The organism is Vibrio pomeroyi, from assembly GCA_041879425.1.
GTDB lineage: Bacteria > Pseudomonadota > Gammaproteobacteria > Enterobacterales > Vibrionaceae > Vibrio > Vibrio pomeroyi_A.
The window spans coordinates 254198-267219 of the sequence record CP090854.1 but is presented as its reverse complement, the minus strand read 5'-3'; the positions used below and the strand labels follow the sequence as shown (position 1 = coordinate 267219).

Here is a 13022-nt window from a genome sequence, read left to right as displayed (position 1 = left end):
AGTTAACCGCTAGCGCGTTTAACTGTAATGTGGTTGCGGGAGCCGGATTTGAACCGACGACCTTCGGGTTATGAGCCCGACGAGCTACCAAGCTGCTCCATCCCGCGTCCGGATGCATTGTTTAAGTCAATGAGTCTTGTCTCTAGGAGACTAATTTGGAGCGATACATCGGGTTCGAACCGATGACCTCAACCTTGGCAAGGTTGCGCTCTACCAACTGAGCTAGTATCGCATAAGTTAACCGCTGTTGCGTTTAACTGTAATGTGGTTGCGGGAGCCGGATTTGAACCGACGACCTTCGGGTTATGAGCCCGACGAGCTACCAAGCTGCTCCATCCCGCGTCCGGATGCATTGTTTAAGACAATGAAACTAAACCATTTTCATTCTGAGTACTTTCTCTAGGAGATGACTTCTAAGAATATGACTTCTTGTTCGAATAAAAGTGGAGCGATACATCGGGTTCGAACCGATGACCTCAACCTTGGCAAGGTTGCGCTCTACCAACTGAGCTAGTATCGCATGAGTTAATCGCTATCGCGCTTAACTGTAATGTGGTTGCGGGAGCCGGATTTGAACCGACGACCTTCGGGTTATGAGCCCGACGAGCTACCAAGCTGCTCCATCCCGCGTCCGGATGCATTGTTTAAGACAATGAGGCTTTAAATTGGAGCGATACATCGGGTTCGAACCGATGACCTCAACCTTGGCAAGGTTGCGCTCTACCAACTGAGCTAGTATCGCATAAGTTAACCGCTGTCGCGTTTAACTGTAATGTGGTTGCGGGAGCCGGATTTGAACCGACGACCTTCGGGTTATGAGCCCGACGAGCTACCAAGCTGCTCCATCCCGCGTCCGGATGCATCATTTAAGTTGATGATTCTTTAATTTGGAGCGATACATCGGGTTCGAACCGATGACCTCAACCTTGGCAAGGTTGCGCTCTACCAACTGAGCTAGTATCGCATTATAAAAGGTCTTTCACCTTTCGATTACCGCTTTCACCATAACCTACAAATTGGAGCGATACATCGGGTTCGAACCGATGACCTCAACCTTGGCAAGGTTGCGCTCTACCAACTGAGCTAGTATCGCAATCTGAAAACGTCTTTCGCCGTTCAGGGCTGCGAATTATAAGAGCATTTTTTTGTGATGCAAGTCCTTAATGCAAAATTACGAAACTTTTTACTCAACTGCTGTAAAAGCACACAGATTTGCAAAAAAATCAGCTCTTATGTCCCTGAAAAGTTAGATAAACGTGATCATTTTATCCGACTAGATGTTAATAATCGTTTTTCGGTAGTACTGCAGCTCTGCGATCGACTCTCGAATATCATCCAATGCTAGGTGACTTCCAGACTTTGAAAAACCGTCTAACACTTCAGGCTTCCAACGACGAGTCAGCTCTTTCAGCGTGCTTACATCGACATAACGGTAGTGAAAGTACTCTTCCAATTCTGGCATGTGTTTGTATAGGAAGCGGCGATCTTGACCGATGCTATTGCCACAGATTGGAGACTTACCTTTTGGTACCCACTTCTCAAGAAACTCAATCGTTTGTTGGATGGCATCTTGCTCTGAAACCGTGCTTTCTTGGATTCGTTTCACTAGGCCGCTGCCGGTGTGAGTCGTTGTGCACCACTCGTCCATCTTGTCTAATTCACTCTGAGGTTGGTGAATAGCCAAAACAGGTCCTTCAGCAAGGATGTTAAGCTCACTATCGGTAACGATAGTCGCAATTTCAATGATTTTATGAGTTTCAGGATCAAGTCCTGTCATCTCTAGATCAACCCAAATTAGGTTCTGATCGCTAAAGGACATAAGGCGTCGCCTATTTGTTTAAGTGTAAAAGAGGTACTATACCCAAATAACTATACTCAAACTAGCTTTAGGGCCATCGAAATCACGTGGCACCAGCAACACCCGGTTTGAGTTCCCAATCATCAAGTTAGATGTGTTAAGTGAAAAATTGTGGCTAAAAAAAAGAAGTTAACCAAAGGTCAGGTACGTCGAGTACGTAGCAACCAGAACAAGCGACTCAAGAAAGAAGATTCTATCCAATGGGATGAGAACATGCTGGGCGGAACCAAAAGCGGACTCGTGATTACGCGCTTTGGCCAACATGCTGATATCGAAGATCTTGAAACAAACGAAGTTCATCGTTGTAACTTACGCCGTAGTATCGAGACTTTGGTCTCTGGTGACCGAGTGACTTGGCGTGCAGGCTTAGAATCCATGGCTGGTATTTCTGGCGTTGTAGAAGCCGTTGAACCAAGAACTTCAATGCTGACTCGCCCTGATTACTACGACGGCCTAAAACCGGTTGCGGCTAACGTTGACCAAATGGTTATCGTATCGGCTGTGCTACCAGAGCTATCACTTAATATTATCGACCGCTACTTGATCGCTTCTGAAACGGTCAACATCGCGCCTCTTGTTGTTCTGAACAAGGTAGATTTACTGACTGAAGAGCAGATTGCGGAATACCGCGAAACACTCAAAGAGTACGAGAAGATCGGCTACAAAGTGATGTTCGTGAGTAAAGAGTCTGGCTACGGCATCAAAGAGCTGGAAGCTGAACTTAAAGATCGCATCAACATCTTTGTTGGTCAGTCTGGTGTAGGTAAATCAAGCCTAGTGAATGCGTTAATGCCAACACTGGACATTGAGGAAGGTGAAGTCTCTGAGAACTCAGGTCTTGGTCAACACACAACCACGGCAGCGCGTTTGTACCACTTCCCTTCTGGCGGCGACCTTATCGATTCTCCAGGGGTTCGTGAGTTCGGCCTATGGCACCTGGAAGCGGACGAAATCACTGAAGCCTTCATCGAATTCAAGCCTTACCTTGGCGGTTGTAAGTTCCGCGACTGTAAGCACAATGATGACCCGGGTTGTATCCTGCGCGAGGCTGTTGAAGATGGAAAGATCAGTCGACTGCGTTTCGACAACTACCATCGCATCATTGAAAGCATGGCAAACAACAAAGATAACCGTCAGTATTCACGCAGCAAAAAAGCGGATCTCTAATCGCGTTTTTGTGAACAAATGTGTGCATTTACTGACAATTGGCGCGAATTTAAGTAACATCTCGCGCCCTAAAGCGTCATCGACAGATTTAATTGAACAACACATAGCATTGGAAAATTAATACAATGGATAAGATTAAAGTTGGATTGCAGTACTGGATTCCACAACATGGACTGACTCGTCTAGTCGGCAAACTTGCGTCTGCTAAAGCGGGCGGCTTAACGACAGCGATCATCAACTGGTTCATCAAGCAATACAAAGTGAACATGGATGAAGCGCTGCATAGCGATCCAAAGCACTTTAAAACATTCAATGAATTCTTCGTACGTGAATTGAAAGAAGGCATGCGCCCTATCGCTGAAGGCGAGTCTGTTATCGTTCACCCTGCCGATGCTCGCGTAAGCCAATTTGGTCCAATTACTGACGGCCAACTGATTCAGGCTAAAGGTCACGATTACTCAGCTCGCGAGCTACTGGGTGGTGATGCAGCCTTAGCAGATGAGTTTAAAGACGGTGAATTCGCAACGCTTTACTTGTCTCCAAGTGATTACCACCGTGTGCATATGCCATGCGACGGCACACTACGCCAGATGATCTACGTTCCGGGTGACCTTTTCTCTGTTAACCCATTAACAGCAGAGAACGTTCCAAACCTATTCGCACGTAACGAGCGTGTCGTTTGTATCTTCGATACTGAGTTTGGCCCAATGGCACAAGTACTGGTTGGCGCAACTATCGTAGGTAGCATCGAGCAAGTATGGGCTGGCACCATCACTCCACCGCGCGGTAACTCTGTATACAAATGGGATTACCCAGCACAAGGCGATAAAGCAATCATCTTGAAGAAAGGCGAAGAAATGGGTCGCTTTAAGCTTGGTTCAACGGTTATCAACCTGTTTGCGAAAGATGCAATCAAGTTTGACGACACTATGCAAAATGGCGAGAAGACCGTTCTAGGTACACCTTTCGCGCACATTGCTGGTAAAGATGCTGAGACTGAAGCTGTTGATTCAGCAGAGAACACAGACCAAGCTTAATAGTTTGAGTTAACTCATTCAGTTTTAAAGGCGTGTTATTTTTCTATATTTAGAGAAGAACGCGCCTTTTTCTTATCTAGTTCGAGACACTTCCCTTCAAGATTTCAACCAATCTAACTACCGACAAGCTTGCTCTCAACGATCAGTACGTTGAATTCCCCAGAAAAAAGATTGACCAAAAACAAAACAACTGTCGAAACCTTAAACAATGTTTCGATTTTATAACCCGTCTCCAAGTACCAAAAAACCAGATAACTTATTCTATTTGAAGATATTTTATTCATAGGGTCTTTGTACATGCCTAAACTCAATGTTGGCGTTCTGGTCAAGCTGTTGATTTGTTTTGCGATTCCCTTAGGCGTGTTATTCATGCCGATAGATTCAATACCTATCGATGACCTAACGTTAATTCAACACCGCCTACTGGCGATATTCCTGCTTGCTGCACTACTTTGGGTGCTTGAGCCCGTTCCAGTTTTCGCCACCTCGATACTGATCATTGCACTTGAACTGGTGATGATCTCCGACAAAGGCCTGCACCTATTTCGAAATCCACCAGCAGGTCACGATCTCGGTGAGTTAATCAAATATACCGACATCTTCGGTGCGTTTTCATCGCCAATCATCATTCTATTCATGGGTGGTTTCGCACTCGCGATCTCGGCATCTAAGTACGAACTCGATAACAACCTCGCTCGAGTACTATTGAAACCATTTGGTACAGAGCCGCGCTTCATCATGCTTGGTTTAATGCTGATCACAGCAGTGTTCTCGATGTTCATGTCGAATACCGCTACCACAGTTATGATGCTGGCACTGCTCGGTCCTATCGTGGCATCTGCACCCAAAGGCGATATGGGGATCAAAGCACTCGTGTTGTGTATTCCAATCGCGGCCAATACTGGTGGTATCGCGACACCGATCGGCACTCCACCCAATGCCATCGCACTGCAATACCTAACAGGTGAAAACACCATCGACTTCCTGAGCTGGATGATGATGGGCTTACCCTTTGTGATCATCCAGCTCACCATAGCTTGGTTCCTTCTTCAGAAAATCTTTCCTTCCAAGCAGAAGAACATGGTGCTCAAACTCAATGGGCAATTTAGAAAGAGTTGGCGTGCGATCGTGGTTTACATCACCTTCGCAGCGACCATCTTGTTGTGGATGACTACCAAGCTGCACGGCATGAACACCTACGTGGTCTCTATCATTCCACTGGCTGTATTTACTCTGACTGGAATCATAGGCAAAGAAGAACTCAAGCTGATTAACTGGGATGTGTTGTGGTTGGTTGCAGGTGGTATTGCGATTGGTATCGGCCTGGATAAAACAGGTTTAGCGGCGGCGTTAGCACACGCGATTGACTATGAGTCGCTCTCACCTACTGCTGTAGTTCTCACACTATCTATCGTGTGTTGGTTGATGGCGAACTTCATGTCGAACACCGCGACGGCCAACTTACTGATGCCTATTGCCGCTGCGATCGGCGCATCGATGGAAAGCTTAGTCGCAATTGGTGGTCTACAAGGCTTGCTGGTTGTGGTCGCCTTCTCCGCCTCACTGGGTATGATTCTTCCGGTATCGACACCGCCCAATTCGTTGGCTTACTCAACCGGGCTTATCGAAAGCAAAGACATGGCGAAGATGGGTATCATCTTAGGTATCGTAGGCTTATTAATGGTCTACCTCGCGCTGTTTATTATCACCTAACACGGCTTATTATCACCTAGCACGTTAACTTTTCACTACAGCCCTCCAGATAGCAGTCCTAATTTCGCTAGCTGGAGGGTTGATCAGTTTTCAATCGATAAATAACTGTGATTCCACTTCACTGTTTGTCAAAAAGTAGAATCGATATATTTAGAATTTATGATTTTAAGCACATTTATTCCACTTGAGAGAGCGGCACTATACACGCATCAAAGACGCGTCAATTCACCATTAAGTACGTAATTAGGTTTTTGTCTAATAGAGAGGAATGGACCTTGAGACATACTATTAAATTTAAAATTCAGATCGCCATTGCGATCATTATCGCCGTTGTGAGTGGTACCCAAGCTTGGATATCGGTTAATCAACTCACTCAAGAAACTGAAATCGCGATCAACCAAGAAATGAAAAATGTCAGTGTTGGCACCACAAATTATATTGCTGATTGGCTCTCCATCCGTAGTGATATGATGCTTGCCAATGAATCGACCATTTCAAGCAATAGTAATTCTGACCGCGAGTTATTAATCACCAAACAAGCCGGGCAATTCCTGTCTGTTTATGCAGGGTTCAGCGATGGCACAATCGCTTATGGCGACAAAGGTGAAGATTGGCCAGCAGGCTACGATCCACGAACCCGCCCTTGGTATCAAGATGCCAGCGCAACATCAGACCTCATCATTACCGAACCTTATCAAGATTTTGACGGCAGTATCGTCATCAGCTTTGCCAAAGCATTCAACGGTGAAAAACAGGGCGTCCTCGCGGCGGACTTAACCGTTACCAGCATTATTGATACCGTACTCAATGTAAAACTCGAGAACGATGGTTTTGCATTTTTAGTGGATGGTAACAACAACATCGTGGCGTACAGTGATGAAGCCTTGAGTCAAAAACCACTGACCAGTTTGAATCCGGAACTAACAACCAGCAAGGTGTCACAACTACTCCAAGACCAAATGATCACTACGCTAACTTGGCCTGGTCAAGGCGATAAACTGGTCTATATTGCCAATGTCCCGAACACCGATTGGTCGCTAGGTATTGTTATCGATAAAGAAATGGCGTTTTCTGCAGTATCCGATGCCATTCAATTCATCACGCTGACCTCTTTGATTTTGTACATCATCATTTCAATAGCGAGTACCGTGGTTATCAACCGCCTACTTTCTCCATTACAAACACTGTCTACAGCGCTGACTCAACTCGCTCAAGGCAGAGGTGACCTCACTCAGCGGATTGATATCACACGCATGGATGAGATTGGTAAGCTTGCCGAGCTCGTAAACCAATTCTTGAGTCAGATGCAAAGCATGCTGAAAGGCGTTATCGAGCACAGCCATGATTTAAATAATCACGCAGAAAAAGCCAACCAATTGGCCACTCAATCCTCCATTCGAGTCGAGAATCAACAAAACGATATCAACCAAATTGCCACCGCGATTCATGAGATGTCAGCGACTGCTGCCGAAGTAGCAAGCCATGCGGAATTAACTGCGTCCGCATCTCAAGCTTCGGCGACCGCTTGTAATGATGGCCAAGAAGTTATTCAACAGAACCGCGATGCGATTACTAGCCTTGCAAGCCAAGTAGAAGACGCAGCCAATGTTATCCGAGAACTGGAAAACAATGCACAAAGCATCAACCAGATCCTGTCCACTATTCAAGGCATTGCCGAACAAACCAATCTATTGGCATTGAATGCTGCAATTGAGGCCGCACGTGCTGGTGAACAAGGTCGTGGGTTTGCGGTTGTCGCAGACGAAGTTCGAGTACTCAGCCAAAGAACGCATGGTTCAACGGAAGAGATCCGCGTGATGATTGATACCCTGCAAAAGAATACCGAACATGCCGTCGAAAGCATGACCACCAGCACTCAACTGGCAGAAAACAGTGTTGGTTTCGCAGAGCAAGCCCATGGCAGCCTCACGAAAATCACGCAAGCCATCACCGAAATCAACGATATGGCACTGCAGATAGCGAGTGCAGCCGAAGAACAACGCGCGGTTAGCGAAGACATCAGCCGCAATACACAAGGAATCAAAGATGCCTCTGACGATCTTGCACAACAAGCAGAAAGCAGCCGCAATAGCTCAAATGAAATGAGTAGCGCTGCTGAGTCGATGCGTCGAGATGTGGAACGCTTTAAAGTGTAACGCGTAATTAATCACATCAAGCCGAGCTGTAAACGTTCATGGTTCTTTTATTAAGAATCACTTTGTTCTCAGTTCGGTTTGATGCATATTGATGAGCTAATTTATCCCAGACACAAGGATGTTATTCAGATGGGATTCGAATGGTTAGCTCTTGCTGCCGCTTTTCTTTGGGCCATTGCGAGCCTAATGTCAGTGAAGCCTGCTCAACACTTAGGTTCTTTCGCCTATAGCCGCTGGCGCATGGGCTGCACTGCGGTCATCTTATCAAGCATGGCTTGGTTTACTGGTGGCTGGTCAACTGTCGAAGCAGATTTAGTCACACCGATGATGCTGTCTGGCCTGATTGGTATCTTCATTGGTGATACTGCCCTATTTGCCTGTCTGAACCGCATGGGGCCGCGCCAAGCTGGTTTGCTGTTCTCTTGCCACGCCATGTTCTCGGCGCTCCTCGGGTACTTCCTGTTTAGCGAAAGTATGACCTCTGGCGAGCTAATTGGCTCAGCGTTAGTGTTTAGCGGAGTGTTAACCGCGATCTTCTTTGGTCGTCGCGGACAAGCCAACAACCAACTTGAAACCATCAAAGGCACAGTTTGGATTGGCGTCGCTCTCGGAATCACAGCGGCTATCTGCCAAGCATTGGGCGGTATTATTGCCAAACCCGTAATGCAAACCAGCATCGACCCAGTTGCCGCCTCTGCTATTCGAATGATCACCGCCTTTGTCGCCCACTCCGCATTTCGTTTAACGGGTGCTAAGCTTTCACGCGCACTGAATCCGATGAATGGTCAAATATTCGCGATTACCGCAGTGAACGGTTTTCTCGCGATGGCAGTGGGAATGACGCTGATCTTGTATGCACTGCAAGAAGGGAACGTCGGCATGGTTGCTCTATTATCTTCAACCACACCTATCATGTTACTGCCAATTCTATGGTTTTACACCAAGCAGAGGCCAAATGCCTACGCTTGGATCGGTGCCATTGTTGCAGTGGTCGGCACGGGTATTCTTGTCAGCTAATCGCTCTGCTAGCTAACTTCTGTTAGCTAACTAACGTCAAGAACGTGGGAACGGGAAAGCGGTTACGCCATCGATATGGTCGTAACCCAAAGCCAGCATGATTAGCCTGTCGATACCCAATGCAACACCCGCACAGTCTGGTAAGCCTGCTTTTAGCGCCTCAATCAAATGATGATCAATAGGTTGAGGCGACAAACCCATCTCAATACGCTTGGCATTGTCGTCTTCAAAACGCTTAAGCTGCTCTTGTGGCTTATCTAGCTCATGAAACCCGTTTGCCAGCTCGATACCTTTGAAGTACACCTCAAAGCGGTCAGCCACTCGCGAATCACTCGGATTAATCTTAGCTAATGCCGCTTGTGAAGCTGGGAAATCATAAACAAATGAAGGCACTGATTGGCCAATCTTTTCTTCGACACCCACGCTGAACAGCAGTTGCAGTAAGGTGTCGCGGTCCTCTTCAGGATCGGCAATATCACTTAACCCAAGCTTCGCTGCCGCTTGTTTTAGGGCATCCATCGAATCTTCAAGCGGACACACACCCAACACGTCAATAAAGGCTTGTTGGTAAGTCATGCGTTCTGCCTCACCTGACTTTAAGATTTGTTGTAATAGCCGATCCATTTCATCCATCAGGTCATGATGATCAAAACCAACACGGTACCACTCCAACATGGTGAACTCAGGGTTGTGGTAACGGCCGTTCTCTTCGTTACGAAACGACTTACAAATTTGGTAAATACAGCCACTTCCTGCTGCCAACAAGCGCTTCATATGAAATTCAGGACTTGTCATAAAGAACAGGGGTTGGCCTTGCGCATAACCCGGACCGACGAATTCAGTTTTGAAGGTATGTAAATGCACATCCGTCACCGTGGCGTGACTCATGGCTGGCGTATCGACCTCCATCACGTCTCGCTCTGCAAAAAACTGGCGGATTTGATTAAGGATATCAGCACGTTGCTTTAACTGCTTAATGGTTGCGGCAGGTTGCCATGTTGAGTGCATTACTAAGTTCCATATCACTGAATTCTAGGCGACGAAAATTATCACTTTTCGCCGCTTTTGTAAGCTTCTATCTTTGTATTAATGAGGTCATCATACGGTTTTCATGAAGCCATAAAATCACGTTCTACAATACATTTATACATATTTGACCTCTCCCAGCATTGATAACAAAAATCATACTCAACAAGCCGTTAACACGAGCCTTGTGGGGGAATCGTTATCAACAATTGATTGCCGTGATTGCAGTCACATAACCTATAAATTCTATGCCTCCATATGCATTACCGAAGCAAAAACCTAAATACATCAATTTTTCAAACACCCTCCTCTCTTACACTGAACCTACCACTTAAGGCTTAGGGGTGATGATCGGTTGATGCCGTTTACTGCTCTCTAAATAGGCTTTTTATAATAACAAGCGGAATACTCCGCATCACACTGGAGAATAACTGTGAAGACAATTACCACAGATATCGCAGTCATCGGCGCAGGCGGCGCTGGTCTTCGTACAGCTATTGCTGCGGCTGAAGCTAATCCTGAACTGGAAGTAGCACTGATTTCTAAAGTTTACCCAATGCGTTCGCACACGGTAGCAGCAGAAGGCGGTTCAGCAGCGGTAATTAAAGACGAAGATAGCTTAGATAACCACTTCAACGATACTGTTGGCGGTGGCGACTGGCTATGTGAACAGGATGTTGTTGAATACTTTGTTGAAAACGCGACTCGCGAAATGATCCAAATGGAACAATGGGGCTGCCCATGGAGTCGTAAAGAAAACGGTGAAGTAAACGTACGCCGATTCGGCGGTATGAAGGTAGAGAGAACGTGGTTCGCAGCGGATAAGACGGGCTTCCACATGCTTCATACTCTGTTCCAGACTTCGATGAAGTACGACACAATCAAACGATTTGATGAGTACTTTGTGGTGGATTTGATCGTTGAAGAAGGCGAAGTACAAGGCCTTATCGCGATTCATATGTCTGAAGGTGAGCTTGTTACCATCAAAGCGAAATCTGTTGTTCTAGCAACAGGTGGCGCAGGCCGTGTTTACCACTGCAACACCAACGGCGGCATCGTAACGGGCGACGGTATGGCAATGGCTTATCGTCATGGTGTACCACTGCGTGATATGGAGTTCGTTCAATACCACCCAACAGGCCTTCCAGGTACTGGTATCTTGATGACCGAAGGTTGTCGTGGTGAAGGCGGTATCATCGTCAACAAGAACGGCTACCGTTACCTACAAGATTACGGCATGGGCCCTGAAACTCCAGTGGGCGAGCCGAAAAACAAATACATGGAACTGGGTCCTCGTGACAAAGTTTCTCAAGCATTCTGGCACGAGCAGCAAAAAGGCAACACCATCAAGCACCCGCTTGGTGATGTAGTACACCTTGACCTTCGCCACCTTGGTGAAGAGTACCTGCAAGAGCGTCTACCGTTTATCTGTGAGCTTGCAAAAGCCTACGTAAACGTCGATCCAGCAAAAGAACCAATCCCAATTCGTCCGACTGTTCACTACACCATGGGTGGTATTGAAACTAACGGTACTTGTGAAACTCGCATCAAAGGCCTATTCGCTGTTGGTGAATGTGCTTCTGTTGGCCTACACGGCGCAAACCGCCTAGGTTCTAACTCTCTGGCTGAGTTCGTAGTATTTGGCCGCGTAGCTGGTGAAGAAGCGGTGAAACGCGCTGCTGAATTCAAAGGCTGGAACGAAGAGTCTATCGCTAAGCAAGTTAAAGCGGTTGAAGATCGCATCGCAGGTCTACTAAACCAAGAAGGCGATGAGAACTGGGCTGATATCCGTACTGAAATGGGTCACACCATGGAAGCGGGTTGTGGTATCTACCGTCAAGAAGACTTGATGCAAGAGACCATCAACAAGATCACTGAACTGAAAGCGCGCTACAAGAAGATCAGCATTAAAGACAAAGGCAAAGTGTTCAACACTGACCTACTTTACGCTATCGAAGTGGGCTACGGCCTAGAAGTCGCAGAAGCGATGGTTCACTCTGCGATCCTTCGTAAAGAGTCTCGCGGTGCACACCAACGTCTAGACGACAACTGCACAGAACGTGATGACGTGAACTTCCTGAAACACTCTCTATCGTTCTACAACGAAGATGCAGCACCAACTATCGACTACAGCGGCGTGAAGATTACTAAATCTCAACCTAAAGCTCGTCTATACGGTGAAGCAGCAGAGAAAGCCGCTGCCGCTGAAAAAGCTGCAGAAGCTAATAAGTCTGCAGAAGCTGGTGCTAAAAAAGATGAGAAGAGCGAAGAGGAGCAAGCATAATGTCAGCGAACCGTATCCAAAAAGTAGACATTCTGCGCTACGACCCAGAGAAAGATGCAGAACCTTACATGCAGACTTTCGAAGTCCCATTCGATGAAACCATGTCAGTACTTGATGCGATTGGTTACATCAAAGATCACCAAGACAAAGACCTTTCATACCGTTGGTCTTGTCGTATGGCGATCTGTGGCTCTTGCGGCATCATGGTTGATGGCGTGCCTAAGTTAGCGTGTAAGAGCTTCTTACGTGACTACCCGAACGGTCTAACTATCGAGCCGCTTGCAAACTTCCCAATCGAGAAAGATTTGATTGTCGACATGACGCCGTTCATCGAGCGCCTTGAAGCGATTAAGCCTTACATCATTGGTAACGACCGTAAGCCTGAAGACGGCACTAACATTCAGACTCCAGAGCAAATGGCGAAGTACAAACAGTTCGCTGGCTGCATCAACTGCGGTCTTTGTTACGCAGCGTGTCCTCAATTCGGTCTGAACCCTGAGTTCATCGGACCTGCGGCTCTTACTCTTGCTCACCGTTACAACCTAGATAGCCGTGACAACGGTAAAGCTGAACGTATGAAGCTTATCAACGGTGAAAACGGCGCTTGGGGCTGTACGTTCGTTGGTTACTGTTCTGAAGTATGTCCGAAGAAAGTAGACCCAGCAGCGGCAGTGAACCAAGGTAAAGTTGAGTCTTCAATGGACTTCGTTATCTCGATGTTCAAGCCAGACGGGTCGCAAGTAAAAACAGCAGAGGAGGCATAA

At 46.8% G+C, this 13022-nt stretch carries 9 protein-coding genes and 9 tRNA genes; 7 read left to right on the top strand and 11 right to left on the bottom strand.

Going from position 1 to position 13022, the window contains the following annotated elements; genetic code table 11:
- Window positions 1-30 precede the first annotated feature (30 nt).
- From L0992_01255 to orn, 10 genes are all read right to left on the bottom strand, one after another.
- A tRNA-Met gene (locus tag L0992_01255) sits at window positions 31-107 on the bottom strand.
- 49 nt (window positions 108-156) lie between these two features.
- Window positions 157-232: transfer RNA gene (locus L0992_01250), tRNA-Gly, on the bottom strand.
- A gap of 33 nt (window positions 233-265) precedes the next feature.
- Window positions 266-342: transfer RNA gene (locus L0992_01245), tRNA-Met, on the bottom strand.
- A gap of 102 nt (window positions 343-444) precedes the next feature.
- Window positions 445-520 (bottom strand) — tRNA-Gly (locus L0992_01240).
- A gap of 33 nt (window positions 521-553) precedes the next feature.
- Window positions 554-630: transfer RNA gene (locus L0992_01235), tRNA-Met, on the bottom strand.
- A 36-nt stretch (window positions 631-666) separates the two neighbouring features.
- Window positions 667-742: transfer RNA gene (locus tag L0992_01230), tRNA-Gly, on the bottom strand.
- A gap of 33 nt (window positions 743-775) precedes the next feature.
- Window positions 776-852 (bottom strand) — tRNA-Met (locus L0992_01225).
- Between the two features lie 36 nt (window positions 853-888).
- A tRNA-Gly gene (locus L0992_01220) sits at window positions 889-964 on the bottom strand.
- Between the two features lie 53 nt (window positions 965-1017).
- Window positions 1018-1093: transfer RNA gene (locus L0992_01215), tRNA-Gly, on the bottom strand.
- A 180-nt stretch (window positions 1094-1273) separates the two neighbouring features.
- Window positions 1274-1819: an oligoribonuclease gene (orn, locus tag L0992_01210; protein XGB67382.1), complete on the bottom strand. Its 546-nt coding sequence runs from the start codon at window positions 1817-1819 to the stop codon at window positions 1274-1276.
- Window positions 1820-1969: 150 nt separating this feature from the next.
- On the opposite strand from orn, the gene rsgA reads away from it, so the two are divergent.
- From rsgA to L0992_01185, 5 genes are all read left to right on the top strand, one after another.
- Window positions 1970-3025, top strand: a complete 1056-nt coding sequence (rsgA, locus tag L0992_01205; GenBank protein ID XGB67381.1) for a small ribosomal subunit biogenesis GTPase RsgA — start codon at window positions 1970-1972, stop codon at window positions 3023-3025.
- A 125-nt stretch (window positions 3026-3150) separates the two neighbouring features.
- Window positions 3151-4062 (top strand): archaetidylserine decarboxylase, encoded by a 912-nt coding sequence (asd, locus tag L0992_01200; protein ID XGB67380.1) that lies wholly within the window; start codon window positions 3151-3153, stop codon window positions 4060-4062.
- A 297-nt stretch (window positions 4063-4359) separates the two neighbouring features.
- Entirely contained in the window at window positions 4360-5775 is a 1416-nt protein-coding gene (locus L0992_01195) for an SLC13 family permease (protein XGB67379.1), read from the top strand.
- A gap of 275 nt (window positions 5776-6050) precedes the next feature.
- A complete protein-coding gene (locus L0992_01190; protein ID XGB67378.1) occupies window positions 6051-7931 on the top strand; it encodes a methyl-accepting chemotaxis protein in 1881 nt (626 codons plus the stop codon).
- A 129-nt stretch (window positions 7932-8060) separates the two neighbouring features.
- Window positions 8061-8948, top strand: a complete 888-nt coding sequence (locus L0992_01185; GenBank protein ID XGB67377.1) for a DMT family transporter — start codon at window positions 8061-8063, stop codon at window positions 8946-8948.
- A gap of 36 nt (window positions 8949-8984) precedes the next feature.
- Here the strand turns inward: L0992_01185 and epmA are convergent, their stop codons facing one another.
- Window positions 8985-9956, bottom strand: coding sequence for an elongation factor P--(R)-beta-lysine ligase (epmA, locus tag L0992_01180; GenBank protein XGB67376.1), 972 nt, complete (start codon window positions 9954-9956; stop codon window positions 8985-8987).
- A gap of 451 nt (window positions 9957-10407) precedes the next feature.
- Here epmA and frdA point away from each other — a divergent pair, with 451 nt between their 5' ends.
- The gene (gene frdA, locus L0992_01175; GenBank protein XGB67375.1) at window positions 10408-12258 is read left to right on the top strand and encodes a fumarate reductase (quinol) flavoprotein subunit; all 1851 of its coding nucleotides are present in this window, start codon (window positions 10408-10410) and stop codon (window positions 12256-12258) included.
- Window positions 12258-13022: a succinate dehydrogenase/fumarate reductase iron-sulfur subunit gene (locus L0992_01170; GenBank protein ID XGB67374.1), complete on the top strand. Its 765-nt coding sequence runs from the start codon at window positions 12258-12260 to the stop codon at window positions 13020-13022. The genes frdA and L0992_01170 overlap by 1 nt, the downstream gene beginning before the upstream one ends.